This window comes from Streptomyces sp. NPDC047022 (assembly GCF_040644155.1).
Classification (GTDB): Bacteria; Actinomycetota; Actinomycetes; order Streptomycetales; family Streptomycetaceae; genus Streptomyces.
The window spans coordinates 25,515-41,629 of the sequence record NZ_JBEYVV010000043.1 but is presented as its reverse complement, the minus strand read 5'-3'; the positions used below and the strand labels follow the sequence as shown (position 1 = coordinate 41,629).

14 protein-coding genes are annotated in these 16,115 nt (G+C 69.7%); 8 read left to right on the top strand and 6 right to left on the bottom strand.

Annotated features, from left to right (window positions below):
* Positions 1–14: 14 nt before the first annotated feature.
* From ABZ845_RS29090 to ABZ845_RS29060, 7 genes are all read left to right on the top strand, one after another.
* Positions 15–179, top strand: coding sequence for a carotenoid oxygenase family protein (locus ABZ845_RS29090; RefSeq protein ID WP_360985471.1), 165 nt, complete (start codon positions 15–17; stop codon positions 177–179).
* A gap of 104 nt (positions 180–283) precedes the next feature.
* The gene (locus tag ABZ845_RS29085) at positions 284–1,789 is read left to right on the top strand and encodes an alpha/beta fold hydrolase (RefSeq protein WP_360985468.1); all 1,506 of its coding nucleotides are present in this window, start codon (positions 284–286) and stop codon (positions 1,787–1,789) included.
* Positions 1,790–2,043: 254 nt separating this feature from the next.
* Positions 2,044–2,562 (top strand): hypothetical protein, encoded by a 519-nt coding sequence (locus ABZ845_RS29080; RefSeq protein WP_360985465.1) that lies wholly within the window; start codon positions 2,044–2,046, stop codon positions 2,560–2,562.
* Between the two features lie 147 nt (positions 2,563–2,709).
* A complete protein-coding gene (locus ABZ845_RS29075; protein WP_360985462.1) occupies positions 2,710–3,267 on the top strand; it encodes a hypothetical protein in 558 nt (185 codons plus the stop codon).
* On the top strand, positions 3,264–3,692 hold the full coding sequence (locus ABZ845_RS29070) for an FUSC family protein (RefSeq protein ID WP_360985459.1): 429 nt from the start codon (positions 3,264–3,266) through the stop codon (positions 3,690–3,692). The genes ABZ845_RS29075 and ABZ845_RS29070 overlap by 4 nt, the downstream gene beginning before the upstream one ends.
* A 109-nt stretch (positions 3,693–3,801) precedes the next feature.
* Positions 3,802–4,446: a TetR family transcriptional regulator gene (locus ABZ845_RS29065; RefSeq protein WP_360985456.1), complete on the top strand. Its 645-nt coding sequence runs from the start codon at positions 3,802–3,804 to the stop codon at positions 4,444–4,446.
* Complete coding sequence (locus ABZ845_RS29060; RefSeq protein ID WP_360985453.1) at positions 4,443–5,171, top strand: VC0807 family protein; 729 nt, start codon at positions 4,443–4,445, stop codon at positions 5,169–5,171. The genes ABZ845_RS29065 and ABZ845_RS29060 overlap by 4 nt, the downstream gene beginning before the upstream one ends.
* Positions 5,172–5,303: 132 nt before the next feature.
* Here ABZ845_RS29060 and ABZ845_RS29055 read toward each other — a convergent pair whose 3' ends face one another.
* Entirely contained in the window at positions 5,304–6,698 is a 1,395-nt protein-coding gene (locus ABZ845_RS29055; RefSeq protein ID WP_360985450.1) for a DUF2079 domain-containing protein, read from the bottom strand.
* A 288-nt stretch (positions 6,699–6,986) separates the two neighbouring features.
* Positions 6,987–7,748, bottom strand: coding sequence for a peptidylprolyl isomerase (locus ABZ845_RS29050; protein ID WP_360985447.1), 762 nt, complete (start codon positions 7,746–7,748; stop codon positions 6,987–6,989).
* Positions 7,749–8,729: 981 nt separating this feature from the next.
* On the opposite strand from ABZ845_RS29050, the gene ABZ845_RS29045 reads away from it, so the two are divergent.
* The gene (locus ABZ845_RS29045) at positions 8,730–9,194 is read left to right on the top strand and encodes a hypothetical protein (protein ID WP_360985445.1); all 465 of its coding nucleotides are present in this window, start codon (positions 8,730–8,732) and stop codon (positions 9,192–9,194) included.
* A 165-nt stretch (positions 9,195–9,359) separates the two neighbouring features.
* Here the strand turns inward: ABZ845_RS29045 and ABZ845_RS29040 are convergent, their stop codons facing one another.
* The 4 genes from ABZ845_RS29040 to ABZ845_RS29025 all read right to left on the bottom strand — a co-directional run bounded on the left by ABZ845_RS29040 (position 9,360) and on the right by ABZ845_RS29025 (position 15,748).
* Positions 9,360–11,597, bottom strand: a complete 2,238-nt coding sequence (locus ABZ845_RS29040; protein WP_360985442.1) for a glycosyltransferase family 39 protein — start codon at positions 11,595–11,597, stop codon at positions 9,360–9,362.
* A 254-nt stretch (positions 11,598–11,851) separates the two neighbouring features.
* Positions 11,852–12,814, bottom strand: coding sequence for a UTP--glucose-1-phosphate uridylyltransferase (locus tag ABZ845_RS29035; protein ID WP_360985439.1), 963 nt, complete (start codon positions 12,812–12,814; stop codon positions 11,852–11,854).
* A gap of 139 nt (positions 12,815–12,953) precedes the next feature.
* Positions 12,954–14,918, bottom strand: a complete 1,965-nt coding sequence (locus ABZ845_RS29030; RefSeq protein ID WP_360985436.1) for an alkyl sulfatase dimerization domain-containing protein — start codon at positions 14,916–14,918, stop codon at positions 12,954–12,956.
* A 194-nt stretch (positions 14,919–15,112) separates the two neighbouring features.
* Positions 15,113–15,748, bottom strand: coding sequence for a TetR/AcrR family transcriptional regulator (locus ABZ845_RS29025; protein ID WP_360985433.1), 636 nt, complete (start codon positions 15,746–15,748; stop codon positions 15,113–15,115).
* Positions 15,749–16,115 lie beyond the last annotated feature (367 nt).

Below are 16,115 nucleotides of genomic sequence, written 5' to 3'. Positions count from 1 at the left end.
AGGACGACGGCTACCTGCTCACCGTCGTCTCCGACCTCAAGCAGGACGCCTCCCAGCTCCTGGTCCTCGACGCCTCCGGCCTCGACCGGGTCGCCGCCGTCCACCTGCCCCGCCGGGTGACCGCCGGGATCCACGGCTCATGGATCCCCGACACCGGCTCGGGCGACACCAACAGCTGAGACACAGCGGGGACCCGTCCTGCCCGCGTCCTCTCCCCACCCGCAACACACCGCACAATGCCTCGTTCCGCACAGGCCGAGGCGCACGAACAAGGAAATCCGACATGACAAGAAACCGTAAGTACGCCACCTGGATCGCCGCCTCCGCCGCCACCGTCGTTGCCGCCCTCTCCGTACCCGTGCTCGCACAGGCCGAACAGAGCAACGACGGGGCCCCGGCCGACAGCATCAAATGGCACGCGTGCGCCGACACCGACTTCAAGAACATGCAGTGCGGAACGATCAAGGTACCGATCGACTGGTCCCACCCGCGTGACGGCAGCCTCTCCCTCGCGCTCGTGCGCCGCCCCGCCGTCGACCAGGCCCACCGCCAGGGCACGCTGCTCCTCAACGACGGTGCCGGCGGCTCCTCGATCGAACAGCTCCGGCTGGCGATGCGCATGGGCCTGCCCTACATGCGGGGCGCCCTGACCCACAACTTCGACCTCGTCGCGGTCGACCCGCGCGGCGTCGGGCACAGCACTCCCATCGTCTGCGGAGAGCCGGTCAAGCCCGAGGAAGTCAGCTACTACCCCAAGACCCAGGCCGCCTTCGACGCACTCGCCGCCCACAACCGGGCCTTCGCCGAAGACTGCCTGCGGCGCAACGGCCCGCTCGTCGCCCACACCGACCTGACCAGCACCGCACGGGACTTCGAAGCGGTCAGGACCGGGCTCGGCGAGAAGCAGCTGAACTGGTACGGCATCCACTACAGCACGCTTCTGGGGCGCACGTACGCCAAGCTCTACCCCGGCAGGCTGCACACCATGGTCTTCGACACGGCGCTGGACGACACCGCCTCCCCGATCGAGCGGGTCGTCCAGGAAGCCGCCACCGCCGAGACCGCCTTCAACCGCTTCACCGCCTGGTGCGCCACAACGAGCGACTGCGCCCTGCACGGCAAGAACGTCGCCGCCGAGTACGACGCACTCGTCGCCCGCGCCGACCGCGACCCGATCCCCACCGGGAGCTCGGCCCACCAGCCGCTGACCGGTGAGGACATCCGCGAGGCGACGCAGGACTACCTCAACCGCCTGTCCTGGCCCGAACTGGCGCAGGCCATCGTCAGGGCCCAGGGCGCCGACGCGGCGGCCTTCCACGACCAGGGCCCCAACTCGGTGGACTTCACCGTCGACCCGGACGACACCCTCAACCCCACCCAGGTGCAGGTTCCGGCCTGCCTCGACACCGCACGCCCGGTGCACTCCCTCGCGCAGCTCACCCAACTGCAGAAGGATCTCGCCCGCGTGTCCCCGCACCTGGGCGGCGCCGTCCGCTCCTACAAGGCCATCGCCGGCTGCCTCGGCTGGCCCGTCCCGGCCCGGCCCGCCAAGGCGGGCGCCCCGGTCCACGGCGCCCCGCCCGCGCTGATCGTGCAGTCCACCCACCACGCCCTCGCCCCGCACAGCGCGGGTGCGGCCATGGCGGCCCAACTGCCCGGCAGTGTCGTTCTCAGCCGGGAGGGCGACGACTACAGCATGATCCTGCTGTCCCAGTGCGTCCAGGACGCCGCCAACCGCTACCTGAGCACCCGGGCGCTGCCCGCCCCCGGCACCACCTGCACCACCTGATCGCCACTCAGCGGTACGCGTGGGCACCCACGGGGCCCGCCCAGCCACTCCCGGCAGGGCGGGCCCGCCTCTGGGGTCCTCACGCGGCCTGCCCTGCATCGGAGCGGGCTGAGACTCCAACCGTTGCCGGGAAAAGCGCGTGGGGTTCCGCTGCGCCAATAGGTCCTGCGTCTACGCTTCTCATAACGCATCCACAGACCTTCCGGTATGCCTGGTATTCAGCGATCGGACGCCCCTCCTCGGGAAAGGAAAGCATGCTGCGTAAGCCCATTGCGCGCGCTGCCCTGGCGGTCGCTTTTGCGGTTTCCGGTGTATCGGCGCAGGCCTCTCAGGCCCAGGCGAGCAACGCAACTCCGGGTTCCTCGGTCATCACCCTGATCGGCATCCCGACGTCCCAGACCTATGTACCGGTCGGCAGCAGCCCTGCGGCCGGTGACGTGATCACAGCCGTCGGCAACCTGACGCAGGCCAAGAACGGCAAGCCATATGGCACATTCGCCGCCAAGTGCACGACCATGAACCTGGTCAGTTCCACGGAAGCCGACGAACTGTGCGAGGAGACGTTCACGACGCTCAGTGGCAGTCAGCTGTCCATGCAGTCGCGTCACAACGGTCCCATCGGCGGCACGCCACCGGAGTTCCAGAACTCGATCTATGGCGGCACCCGGGAATTCAGCGCGGTGACGGGCTTCGCGGACTTCCGGCACATCACGGGTGACGTCGTGTACATCACGGTTCATCTCCGTGAAGTCGAAACACACGGGACGCGATAAGTGATTTCCTGACCTCTGTCATGCATGAGGGTCCGTCAACTTACCGGCGGACCCTTTCGCCTCGTTCCGGTCTGCTTCACCTGCCCGGCGGCTCCTACCGAGGCGATACCGAGAGGAAGAGGTCCTGCTGATCACGGTGGACAGCTGGTGATCGCACGGTTGAGCCGCTCCGACGGCCTCCGGGGAGCGGTCGCCGCCGTGCGGGCCGCGGCGGTGGTGGTGCCGCTCGCGGTGCTCGCCGGCGTGGGCCGGCTGGACCTGGGGGCGGCCGGCTCGTTCGGGGCGTACTTGATGGTGGCCGCGTTCTCCTCGCTGAGCAGCAGACCGCATGTGCCGGTTCTCTTCGCCGGCGCCGTGGAACTCGGTGTCTGGTCGGCGGCGGGAGCACTGGCCGCCCCGAATCCCTGGGCGCTGGCGGCAGGTACCGCGGTGGTGGCCTCGGTGCAGGGACTGTGGGAGGTCGCGGGCGGTCCGCTGCGGATGGCCTCGGCCATGTCGGCGCTGGCCTTTCTGCTGGCCTCGATCAACCTGTCCCCGGGTACCCGGTGGTGGGAGTACGCGGTGGGCTTCGCCACGGGCGCGCTGTGGCAGGCCGCCGTCATCGCCCTCACCGGCCGGGGGCCGGGCCGACGCCCGCCGCCCGTGCGGCGAGTCCGCGGGCCCGGGCCCGCGAGGGCGCGCCCTATGCGGTCACACTCGCGGTGACGGGCGTCCTCGGTGTCGCCACGGCCTGGGTCCTGCCGGTCCCCCATGCCGTGTGGCTGGCGACATCGGCGCTGCGCGTCGCGAAACCCGACACGGCGGCACGGCATGGCAGGGCGCGGGATCGCGTGGTGGGGACGATCGGTGGGGGCACGATCGCCGCGCTGCTGCTGACACCGCCGCTCACCGTGGCGGAACGCGCGACGGTCGTCGCGGTGACGATCTGCGCCATGCAACTGGCCGGGGCCGCGCACTATGGCTGGTGGACGCTGTGCCTGACCGTCGTCGCACTGTCCTTCGACATGCAGCACGGCGCCAACGACTGGCGGCTGGCCGGTGTGCGCATGGGCTTGACCGTGGCGGGAGCCGCGCTCGCCCTCGTCGTCTGCGGTCTCGGGGACCGACGACGAATCCGCGCGGCTTCGTGACCCAGCCCGGCAACGGCCTCGCGCCGGGATCCGCGCCGCGTGCCGGCCGTCCGGGACTTTCAGGAGACATGTCTTGCTCGGGTGAGCAAACCCGGGTACCGTCTTGCTCATGCAAGCAAGGAATAGCACGGCCAAGCAAAGCGGGGAGCGCGGGACCAGCCCCTCCTTCACGGAGACGGGCCGCCGTGCGCAGATCGTTGCCGCGGCGATCGACACCATCGCCGAACTCGGGTACCACCGGGCCTCGTTCGCGAGAATCGCGGAGCGCGCCGGGCTGAGCAGCACGGGGATGATCTCCTACCACTTCAAGGGGCGGGACGACCTGATGCGCGAGGTCGTCACCGAGGTGATGCGGCTCGCCGAGGGGTACATGCGCCCGCGCATCGAGGCCCACGAGGGCATCGCGGACCGTCTGCGGGCGTCCATCGAGGGGAACCTCGAGCTGTTCGCCGAGTACCCGAGGCACCTCGCGGCGATCGTCGAGATCCTCTCGAACCTCCGCGGCGACGACCCCGGCATGGTCTCCTTCCTCGGCTCGATGGAGTCGACCCTCGCCGTCCAGGTGGAGCAGATCCGCAAGGGGCAACGCGCGGGCGAGTTCTGCGACTTCGACCCCTGGGTGACGGTGCGGGCAATCCGCGCCGCCATCGACGACGTGGTGCGCCGCGCCAGTCAGGATCCCGAACTCGACGTACGGGCGGCCGGCCGGGAGCTGGCGGACCTGTTCGACCGCGCCACGAGGAGGACGTCATGACCACCGCAGCCGATACGGGGGAACAGACCATGGGAACGCAACCGGCACCGGCACCGGCCCTGCACACCGAAACGGACAAGACCGCCGAGGCGGAGCGCCGACGCCGCACCGGGGCACTGCGCCGGCAGATCGCCGCGCAGTTGTTCTTCGAGCTCGCCCTGCCGCTCGGCTCCTACTACGGGCTGCGCGCGGCCGGCCTCAGCCAGTGGCTGTCGATGGTCGTCGGAGGCCTGCTTCTGCTGCCCTGGATCATCTACGGGCTGGTGCGGCGGCGGCGCGTGGACGCCATGGCGGTGTTCACGCTGAGCGTGGTGGTGATGGCGACCGTGCTGTCCCTGGTCACCGGCAGCCCGCGGGTGCTCGCGATCCGGGACAGCTGGGTGACCGCCGTGATCGGCCTCTGGGCGCTCGGCACGCTGCTCACCCGCCGACCGTTCATCATGACCACCTCGCGCGGAATCATCATCGCCAAGGTCGGCGAGGCCGGACTCGCCGAGTGGGAAGCGCGCTGGGACGCGGAGCCGGTGTTCCGCCGTCACCTGCGGTTCATCAGCGCGGTGTGGGGCTCGGTCTTCCTGCTCGACGCGGTGCTGCGGGTGGCGCTGGTGTACACGATCCCGATGGACTCCTTCCCGCTCGCCAGCACCTTGCTCTGGCTGGCGATGCTGGGCGGGCTGATCGCGTACCACAACTGGTACATCACCCGGCACGGACTGAAGCTGTAGGGGTCCTTCCCGAAAGATCCTCTCCTTCCCGCCGGCCGGCGGGAGGGAGAGGATCTGTCTGCCGGGCGGTTCTGTGACGCTCTCCCGGTGTCCGTGGCCGCGAAGCACGCCGCCCCCGCGCCTGAGCCGTCGTCAGCCGGGGCGGTGCAGCAGGACATAGCCAAAGGTGTCGGCCACAGTGGTGTATCCCTGGGCGCGCGCCGCCTGGAGGGCGGCCTGCTCCTGCATATAGGTCTGCGGCCACCGCAGGTTGGCGGGCACGAACGTGTCCACCAGGATCCACTGCGGGTTGGGGCGGCTGGTGTACCAGCCGAAGAGGCTCGCCCGCGTGCGATTGCTCAGCTGCGGCACCAGGAACGTGGACGCCTGCACGGTGGCGTTGTCGGGGATGAGACGCATGACGGAACGGGCCGTGCCGATCCGGATGTCGTCGCGCCATGTGGCGGGCTGGACCAGCTGCCACAGCGGGAAGCTCGGCAGCAGGAGCACCGCGACGCTCACGACGCCCACCAGGTAGCGGCGCAGGCCGGCCGGGCTGGGGCGGCGCTGAGCGAGCACCTCGATGAGCGCCGCGAAGAAGATGGTCATGATCACCAGGGAGTAGTGGTACTTGGTCCCCCAGTCGTTCCACAGGTTGGAGGCGAACCGCCACAGGAAGGTTGGTACCGCGACCAGGATCAGCGGTGACCTCAGCGCCAGGAACAGCGTCGGGGCCAGGCAGTACAGGAGGGTCTTCGCCTTCTCCATCGGCGTGATCAATCCGAGCGTGCTGTGCTCCAGCAGCGCGGGCAGGCTACCGCTCTGGGCCACGGAGTCCATCCCGAACCAGTGCGTGTAGGACCCTGAGATGTTGAACGCGGGGATGATCACCAGCACCGCCAGCAGGGACACGCCCGCACCGACTGCCGCGGTGACGAAGCCCGTTCTGCGGTCGCCGCGCCGGGCGATGAGCAGACCGATGACGCACACGGCCATGCCGAGGTCCTCCTTGACCAGCAGCAGGGGCAGTGCCCACCAGGCCGCCGCGCGCAGCCGTTCCTGACCGAGAGCGGCCAGGGAGAAGGCCAGGAGCGGAGCCGCGAAGGCCACTTCATGAAAGTCGAAGCCGATCGCACTCGCCACGCCCCAGGACAGCCCGTACGCCGCGCCGATGACCAGGGCCGCCGTCTGTCCCAGCGCCCGGCGGGCCCACAGGGCCAGCGGCATGACGCTGACGGCCACGAGCGCGGCCTGCGCCACCAGCAGGGTCTCGGCCGTCGGCCACACCCGGTAGAAGGGAGCCAGCAGGGCGAGGACGGGCGAGAAGTGATCGCCGAGAACCGGGGAGTCGGGGCCATTGAGCTCCGAGACGGGCAGTCTGCCATGTGCGTAGGAGCGGACGGCCTCGTCGAAGACTCCCAGGTCGAAGCTGTTGGACAGCATCCGCTCATGAATGCGCAGCGACACCAACATGTACATGAGGAACAGGCAGGCGGCCAGGCACCAGATCTGCCACCCGATGCCCTGTCTCTCATCCGGTGACCTCACCGCCGCCTCGCGCCGCGGGGAGGCCACCCTGGGTCGTCGAAGGGTGTCGGAAGAAAACGCGTTGATGACCATGCCTGCCCTCAGATAGTCGGGTTCGAGCTGATCGCCGTGCGCCGGCGGGACTTCGGAACTCGCGTGAGCCGCCTACCGGGCGGCGCCGCGCGAGCGGGCCGAACGCCGGGACTCCAGGCACTTGTCGACGGCGGACACCCGGTTCTTCTTGAGCTGTTCGCGGATGGATTCGGGGAGGTCGCGCATCCACAGCAGTTCGTCCCGCGGGGCGGACGACTACCGGACGGTCACCGATTCGATGATCACGGGTTTCCTGGGCTTGCCGTCGGCGGCTCCGCCCTGAGCCCCGTTCGCCCCGATCTTCTTCAGGACATCCAGACCGCTCAGAACAGTCCCGAAAGGTGTCCACGACGGCGGCATATTGACTTGGGGGTCGGCGTAAGTGATGAAGAACTGGCTTCCGTTGCGGCCCGGGATCACTTTGGACATCGCGACCGTGCCCGTCCTGTAGGTCGCGCCCACCAGGTTCTCGTCCTTGAAGTAATAGCCGGGATCGGCCGTTCCCTTTCCGGCGGGGTCCCCGCACTCCAGAACGAAGATGTTCCGGGTGGTCACGTGATGACAGGCGCTGCCGTTGTAATAGCCCGCGCGGGCGAGATGCACGAGGGAGTTCGTGGCACAGGGGGCTCCGCCGCTGAGCGTCTCGAAGGTGACGGTGCCCATGTTGGTGGCCAGCTTCACGGTGTACGGCTTGCCGTTCGCCGGAGGGGTGGTGGGCGGCAGGGACACGGACTTGCGGGGATTACTGAGGGTGTACTCGCACGCCCCCAGCTTCTGCGTCAAGGGCTTGAGGTCTGCGCGCTCCCGGGTGACCGCGACCGCGCCCCATGTCAGCCCCGCGAACCCGGTGACGACGGCGAGCGCCGTCACCGCGGTCCTGGCCACCGTTCCCGCACGAGGGCTTCCGGAGATTCCGCTCCGGTTCCGCTGCCCCGGTGTGACGGTCTGCGGCTCCTGCTGCGTTTCTCCGTCAGACATGTTCACCTCGTCCAGCTAAGTGACGGTATGTCAGGGTTACCGGCCAGGGAGCGTAGCCAGCACTGGGTTGCGGGAGGGGCCGCAACGCCGGTTCCTGATGAAATGTCAGGCGGACGGTGGTGCACTCCCCGTCCGGCTCCACCCGGCCAGGGGGTGGAACGGCCGGCCCGTGACGCCTCACCGGGCAATTCCGCCACGCCAGGTGAATTGCATCCGCCGCCTCAGCGGAACACGTCGCTCGGCCCGAAGCCCCCTCGCAATACGAACGGCGCACCTGTTTCTCAACTCCCCCGGCGCGGTGCCGCATTGAATCGGGAATGCGCTGCGCCATGACGCGCGGAACGTGTCGGCCAGGGCCGGCCCTCGGCAAGTGACGGCTGATTCCACGGCCTCGGGACGATCGGCACGCCGATGCCATCGCGGTATACGGCCGACTGATCTACAACCAGGTCTTTTCGGTGACACCTCCGATCACATTGTGCGTATTTTCATTCAAGATAGGTAACAATCCAGCCAATCGCTCCTCGCCGGGAGCGATGTTCCCTGCGTAAAGGTAAGGCGATGAGCACACGAGCTAGACAGGCCTCCAACAGGGCACGTCGACGGCGCATGTGGGGCGCGGTGGGAGGCATGGCCCTGGCGACCTCGGTTCTGTCGATTCCCGGGTTCAACGGCTTGGTGACCGCGGCCAGCGCCGCGACGGCCCACCGCCCGTGCAAGGACGATGACCGACGGGCTGCCGCCGCACCCTCAGGGGGGAGGAAGGACGACTGCTGCAGAGACGATGGCCGCCGGGCTGCCGCGGCACCCTCAGGAGGGAGGAAGGACGACTGCGACGAGGAACGCCGAGGACCTACAGGACCTACAGGACCCGCAGGGCCGACCGGGCCTACGGGACCGACCGGCGCCACCGGCACGGGGGCGACCGGCCCGACCGGACCCACCGGCGCCGGAACGACCGGCGCCACCGGCGCCACGGGCGTGACCGGAGCCACCGGCCCCGGAGTGGGCGCCACCGGCCCCACCGGAGTCACCGGAGCCACGGGACCGACCGGGCCCACGGGACCGACCGGCCCCGGCGGCACCGGGGCGACCGGCGCGACCGGCGCCACTGGAGTCACGGGCGCGACCGGAGACACAGGTCCCACCGGAGCGACGGGCCCGACAGGTGCCACGGGCACGACAGGCGCCACGGGTCCGGGCATGGTCGGTGCCACGCAGAGGGACGGCGAGCCGGTCACGCTCGAGAACGGGGAGTCGGGAACGTCCAACGCGGACTGCAACCCGGGCGAGGTCGCCATCGGCGGCGGGTACACGCTGACCAGTACCGACCTCATGGTCACCGGCAACGCCAAGAGCAGTACGACGGAGACATGGCTCGTGGACGTCACGAACAACGGCACCACTGCCACGTACCTCGCCTGGGTGATCTGCGCGTCGGCATGATGCGACGCTGACATGCCGCGCATCACGGCTCGTCACCCTGCCCAGGCCCAGGGCGGTTCACCCCGGGCCTGGGCCTGTTCATGCCCTGCTTCGACGGCAGTGCTGGACGGACACGGACACGCGCCCGCGGCCGGCGGAGGGCATCCGCCGGCCGCGAGGCGGGGCTCAGGAGGTCGTCTTCTTCCGGGTCAGGTCGTACAGGGTCGTGTTCCCGGCCGTGACCTGCTTGAAGTTCGCCTTCACCCAGGACGTGATCTGGTTGGCGGAGTTGGTCCCTGAGCCGGGCCCGAAGCTGCTTCCACCGGAGATGAAGTAGTGGATCTCGCCCTGGTTCACCAGCTTCTCGAACTCGGCGAGCGTCGGGGACGGGTCGCTTCCGTTGAACCCGCCGATCGCCATCACCGGCTTCTGGGTGGCGAGTTGGTAGGCGGCTGTGCTGTGCGTACTCACTCCGGCCGCGACCCAGGTGTACTGCGTCGCGTTCTTCTCCAGCAGCTTCGTGACCTTGCTGTTGGCGTGATTCTCGTCGGATCCGCCGCCCATGCCTCCTCCGGGACCGCCACCGGGGAAGCCCTGGCCCTTGCCCGCACCGGACGGGAGCTCGCCCATGCCGGGCATGCCCTGACCGTTGCCCATACCGGGCATTCCCTCCCCTTGGCCCATGCCGGACGGAGGCCGGCCCATCCCGCCGGTGGGCATCTCTCCACCACCGGGCATCTGCCCGCCGCCGGGGCCACCCGCCGGCATACCGGGCATCCCCTGGCCCTGGCCCTGCATACCCTCCCCCGTGCCCATGCCAGGCATGCCCTTGCCCGGGCCACCGGGGAACCCGCCCTTGCCTCCGGGGAACCCGGCGGACCGGCCCGCCGAAGCGGGTCCGGCGGTCGGCATACCGCCCGTGTGCACGGTGTCGAGAGTGGTCACCGAGTAGGCGAACGGGCCCGCCAGAGAGGCGGCCAGAGCCAGCCCCGCGACCCCGAGGACCATGCGGCGTCCCTGCCGCGCGGCGAACTGCAGGCCCGCGGCCGCGACGAGACCGCCGAGGAGCACGAACCACTTCAGCGGACCGTAGTCGGTGGTGCGGCCCAGCACGACGTACCCCCACACCGCCGTCGCGGCAACCGCCGCGCCGAGCACCGGGAGGGCCCACTTCCTGGAGCGCTCCCGCCACAGGACGGTCGTGCCCATGCCGATCAGGGCGGCGATGTACGGGGCCACAGCAACGGTGTAGTAGGCGTGGAAGATGCCCGACATGTAGCTGAAGACCGCGGCCGTCGCCAGCAGCGCACCGCCCCAGACGAGGAACGCGGAGCGGGTGATATCGGTGCGCCCGGCCTTGCGGGTGAGGACGAGGGCCACGACGAGCAGGATCAGCGCGGCGGGCAGCAGCCAGGAGATCTCGCCGCCCAGGCTGTCGTTGAAGAGCCTGACGAGCGAGGGCGAGCCCGTACCGCCGATGCCGCCCCCGCCGCCACCGGGGCCGTCACCGCCGCTGCTGACACGGTTCAGTCCGTTGTAGCCGAACGTCAGGTTGAGGAAGGAGTTGTCCGTCGAACCGCCGATGTACGGGCGCGAGGACTCGGGCATCAGCTCGACCAACGCGACCCACCAGCCGCCAGCGACGGCCATCGCGACTCCGGACAGCAGCAGTTGCCCCAGCCGCTTGCCCAGCCTGACCGGTGCGCACACGGCGTAGACCAGCGCGAGCGGCGGCAGGATCAGGAACGCCTGCAACTGCTTGGTCAGGAAAGCGAAGCCGACGGCGACGCCCGCCCACACCAGCCACTTGGTACGGCCGTCGTCCAGGGCGCGCACCACGAAGTACACGCTGAGCGTGAGCAGCAGCGCGAGCAGCGCGTCGGGGTTGTCGAAGCGGAACATGAGGGTGGCGACCGGAGTCACCGCCAGCACCCCGCCGGCCAGAAGTCCGGCCGCCGGGCCGAAGTGGCGCCGGACGGCCGCGTAGAGCACGGCCACGGTCACGACGCCGATCAGCACCTCGGGAACGAGGATCGACCACGAGTTCAGACCGAAGAGCTTCACCGACAGGTCCATCGGCCACAGCGCGGCCGGGGGCTTGTCGACCGTGATGGAGTTCGCCCCGTCCAACGAGCCGAAGAGGAACGCCTTCCAGCTGGTGCTCCCGGCCTGGGCCGCCGCGGAGTAGAACGCGTTGGCCCACCCGGAGGCACTTAGGTTCCAGAGGTAGAACAGGCCGGTCACCAGCAGCAGTCCCAGCAGCGAGGGGCGCGCCCAGCGGGGGTCCTCGGGCCTGCCCCGCCACAGCCGGGCCGGACGGGAGCCGCCTGCCGCGTGCTGCCCGTGCTCGTTCGCCTCGCCGTCCGGTGCCGTCCAGGGCGGTGAGCCGATCGCGGCGTGTTGGGGGTGAGGTGTCGTGGTCATTGCGTTTTCCTCGGGTGGTGGTTGTCCGGGTGCGGTCGCACGGTCGCGTCCCAGGCGCGGTCCGTCCCGGTGTCGGGGCGGGAGTCGGCGTGCGTCAGCGATGTGCGGAAAGGTCTCCCGTCCAGGAATCCGTGTGCATGACCAGATGCTCTTGGAGCGTTCTGTCATACGGGTGTGGTGAACCTGTGGCGGAGCTATGGATGGGGCGCCATCGCGCGATTGCGCAGGTCAGAGGCCGGATACGGCCACGGGTGTCAGCCGGTGGCGGCCATCCGGCGGCCCGAGAGGACGAACTCGGACAGCCACTGGCGGAAGTCCGGCCCGAGGTCGGGGCGCTCGCAGGCCAGCTCGACGATCGTCCGCAGATAGGAGGCGCGGTCGCCGGTGTCGTACCGCCGGCCTGAAAAGATCACGCCGTGCACGGGGTGCTCGTCGGACGTCGCCAGTTCCCTGAGCGCGTCGGTGAGCTGGATCTCACCGCCGTGGCCGGGGGTGGTCGTCTCCAGCACATCGAAGACCGCCGGGTCCAGGACATAGCGGCCGATCACCGCGTACCTGCTGGGGGCGGCCTCGCGGGCCGGCTTCTCCACGAGGTCGGTCACGCGTACGAGCGTGCCGTCGCCGTCGCCGCCGTCCGCGTCCTCGGCCGGCTCGACCGCCGCGCACCCGTAGAGGTGGGTCTGGTCGGGCTCGACCCGCATCAGGGCGATGACGCTGCCGCCGTAGCGTGCCCGCACCCGCAGCATCTCCTCCAGCAGTGTCTCGCCGGGGCCGATGAGGTCGTCGCCGAGGAGGACCGCGAACGGCTCGTCGCCGACGTGACTACGTGCGCACAGGACGGCGTGGCCGAGGCCCAGCGGGGCGCCCTGGCGGACATGGTGCATCCGGGCGAGGCCGGTGACCTGGCGCACCGCTTCCAGGCGCTCGGTGTCGCCCTTGGCGGCGAGCACGTGCTCGAGTTCGGTGTTGTTGTCGAAGTGGTCCTCCACGGCCCGCTTGTTGCGCCCGGTGACCAGAAGGACGTCGTCCAGTCCGGCGGCCGAGGCCTCTTCGACGACGTACTGGATGGCCGGCCTGTCGACGACCGGCAGCATCTCCTTGGGGGTCGCCTTGGTCGCCGGAAGGAACCGCGTTCCGAGCCCTGCCGCGGGGATCACGGCCTTGGTCACCGTGGGGGACGCCGCGGACGCCGCTCCGGCGGAGGTGATTGCGTTCATGCCCGCCACACTCGCTCGCGGAGTTGGGCGCGACCTGTGGAAGGGCTGAGGCGGGACGATGTGTTCGGCTCTGTCGGGGTGCGGAATCCGCTCGGGCGTGGCGGGGCGGGCGGAAGCGTCTCCCGTTCAGGAGGTGATGTCAGGGTGTGACGATCGCGAAGCCCTTGTCCGGGGTGTCCAGGACCGCCTGGAGCGAGACCATCTGCAGCGGGTTTCCGGTCATGGCGATGCCCTTGGTGCCGCCTCCCGCGAGCATCACGAGGAGCTGGACCGTGGTCATCGTCATGGTCAGGCGCGCCTCCGGGTTCGCGGCCTTGTCGCTGGTGTGGGTGAGGACGCCGTTGGCGAGGCGGAGGTGCCAGTAGTCGTCGCCGATGTGCCAGTCGATGACCAGGTTCAGGTTCCACGCCTTGGGGCCGTTGACGCGGACCGCCATGCCGTCGATGAGCTGCCCTGCGGTGAGCGCCTGGTACACATCGACGCCGTAGGTTCCGGCGGAGCCGGTGGTGATGCCATGGGTGAGTTCCTGGGCACCGGTGAGGTAGAAGTTGCGCCAGACGGCGTTCTCCTCGGCCTGGCCGAGCCGGGTGTAGAGATCCGCGAGCTGGTGCTTGGCCTCGGTGTCCGAGGGGTCGTTGAAGACGGCGTGGTTGAGCAGGGTGACGGCGAACCTCAGGTCGCCCCGGTTCGCGTACTGCTCGGCGCGTTCCCGCACGGCGGCCTGGCCGCCGAGGCACTCCACCCAGCGGCGCGCCTCGTCCACCGGCTGGTGCTCCCACAGATGGGCGGGGTTGCCGTCGAACCAGCCCATGTAACGCTGGTAGATCCCCTTGACGTTGTGGCTCAGCGAACCGTAGTAGCCGCGGTTGGCCCACACCTGCTCCAGCGCGGGCGGAAGTTGAAGGGTCTCCGCGATCTCGGCCGGGGTCAGCCCCTGGTTGATCAGGCGGACCGTCTGGTCGTGCAGATAGCCGTAGAGGTCCCGCTGGCGGCTGAGCAGGGCGACTATCCTGTCATTGCCCCACGTGGGCCAGTGGTGGGAGGCGAAGGCGACGTCGGCGTTGCCGCTGTAGAGGCCGATGGCCTCGGTGAGGTAGCCGGCCCAGGCGTGGGCGTCGCGCACCTCGGCGCCGCGCAGGGTGATGATGTTGTGCATGGTGTGGGTGGCGTTCTCCGCCATGCACACCGCGCGCAGGTCCGGGAAGAGGAAGTTCATCTCGTCCTGGCACTCGGTCCCCGGGGTCATCTGGAAGCGGATGCGGACCCCGTCGAGCGTGACTTCCTGGCCGGTGGTGCTGATGTACCGGGTCGGCGCGATCAGGCCGATGGTGCCCAGGGACACGGCGAGCCCGAGTCCGCAGCCGACCTGCGCGGTGACGCCGGCGGGCAACGTGGCGCCGTACATGTAGCTCGCCCGCCGGGACATCGCGGGGCCCGCGTAGACGTTCTCGCTGACCGCGTGGTCCATGAAGCCCTGCGGGGCGAGCACGGGTATGTCACCGGCGCCCTGGGGCAGGACGCCCCGGCAGCCGCCGAAGTGATCGACGTGGGGATGGGTGTAGATCACGGCCTTCACCGCGCGGTCGCCCCGGTGGTCGCGGTAGAGCTTCAGGGCGGCGGCGGCCGTCTCCGCGGACGTCAGCGTGTCGATGACGATGATGCCGGTGTCGCCCTCGACGATCGTCATGTTGGCCAGATCCAGTCCGCGGACCTGGTAGATCCTGTCGGTGACCTTGAACAGGCCTTGCCGCGACAGCAGCCGGGCCTGCCGCCACAGGCTCGGGTCGATGGCCTCGGGCGCTGTCTCCTTTCCGTCGGCGAGGAAGCGGTAGGTGTCCGGATCCCATACGGTCGCCCCGGACGGGGCCTTGATCACGCCACCGGTGTACGGGGCGACGAGCCCGCGGTCGGCGTCCGCGAAGTCCGCCTCGTCGTCGTAGGGAAGGGTGTCGGTCCGTGTGGGCGACAGCTCCGCGCCGCCGCGGTGGCGCCCCGGGGGCTCCTGGCCGCTCCCATCGATCTGCGCCTGTGCGTTCTGTGCGTTCAGCGCCAGTGCCGCGGCTCCTGCCGCGGTGACGAAGCCACGCCGGTGCATCGGAGTCATGGCGACGCCCCCTTCTCGGATGTCGGGTCGGTGCATGCCGAGCAAGGCCCCGGTCGCAATCAGTTTTGCAGTTGGACTGCAACCGGAGTCAGGCGCCACTATTACAGTTGGTCTGAATTAAGAGAAGATCTGTCACGCACGTGACACGTTCAAGAAACGGCAGGGAACGGTCGGCGGGCAAAGACGCGCGCCGCTCAGCCCTCCCCCACGCCCAGCAACGCGCGCAGGGTCCGCCCCATCGCCGTACGGGCCGCCGATTCGTCCAGGCCACGTCGCTCGCGCAGGTGGTCCCAGGCCGCCCAGGACGACGCGGCCTCCAGGGCGTCCAGGAGCCCTCCCGGCCGACGCGCCCCGGACACCTCGCGCAGCTCCGGCGCGAAGGCTCGGGCCAGGTCGTCCCGGAACCAGGCGTCCCCTTGCGCCATGATCCGGTGCAGGCCCGGCGAGTCGGGCTCGATACCGAGGCCCACCTTGCGGATCGGCGTCATCACCTCGTACATCCGGACGCGCTGGGTCAGCAGCGCGCGGATCTTGCGTGCCGTGGCCCACTCGGGCGACACCGGCTCGGCCAGGGCGCGCCAACGCCCGGACTGCCGCTCGGCGGCGGCGATGTACAGCGCCTCGCGATCGGCGAAGTGCACAAAGACGGTGCGCTCCGATACACCGGCACGCTCGGCGATCGCCTTCCCCGTCGGCGCGCGCACCCCCTCGGCCACCAGATCCAGCACCGCGTCCACCAGCGCCGCGTTGGTCCGCAGCGGATCACGCCGCACCCGGCGCGCACCCCCCGCCTCAGCTGTGCGCTTCTTTTGTTCTTCCTGTGCACTCACGGCACACATGCTCTCAGGAACCGTCGCCCCGCAACCCCGGCGGGTGGCGACTTCTGTCGACTTCTGTCCGCGAGGCTCCTCGAGCCGCCCGCAGGCACTGCGCCGGATGGATGGACGGTTCCGGCTTGACGCGCGATGCCGTGAAGCGGCGTCAGTGGCAACCGTGGTCCGCCCGGCCCGCCATCGGTGAACTTCGGGACTTTCCGCACTGTTCCCGCGCCCGGCACGTTCCGCACCGTTTACAAGCCATCGACGACTCGTCATATTACTGCAGTCGCACTGCAATTCGCCGCCATGGTCACCGGCGGACGGGACCGCACGCGCACTCCCCCATTGTTCGTTCGTCTCGACGGAAGGGCCATACGTG

Coding starts and splice junctions, on each gene's coding strand:
- ABZ845_RS29035 (WP_360985439.1), bottom strand. CDS start 12,814: ATGAACGCAATCACCTCCGCCGGAGCGGCGTCCGCGGCGTCCCCCACG.
- ABZ845_RS29060 (WP_360985453.1), top strand. CDS start 4,443: ATGACCACCGCAGCCGATACGGGGGAACAGACCATGGGAACGCAACCG.
- ABZ845_RS29040 (WP_360985442.1), bottom strand. CDS start 11,597: ATGACCACGACACCTCACCCCCAACACGCCGCGATCGGCTCACCGCCC.
- ABZ845_RS29050 (WP_360985447.1), bottom strand. CDS start 7,748: ATGTCTGACGGAGAAACGCAGCAGGAGCCGCAGACCGTCACACCGGGG.
- ABZ845_RS29030 (WP_360985436.1), bottom strand. CDS start 14,918: ATGACTCCGATGCACCGGCGTGGCTTCGTCACCGCGGCAGGAGCCGCG.
- ABZ845_RS29085 (WP_360985468.1), top strand. CDS start 284: ATGACAAGAAACCGTAAGTACGCCACCTGGATCGCCGCCTCCGCCGCC.
- ABZ845_RS29080 (WP_360985465.1), top strand. CDS start 2,044: ATGCTGCGTAAGCCCATTGCGCGCGCTGCCCTGGCGGTCGCTTTTGCG.
- ABZ845_RS29065 (WP_360985456.1), top strand. CDS start 3,802: ATGCAAGCAAGGAATAGCACGGCCAAGCAAAGCGGGGAGCGCGGGACC.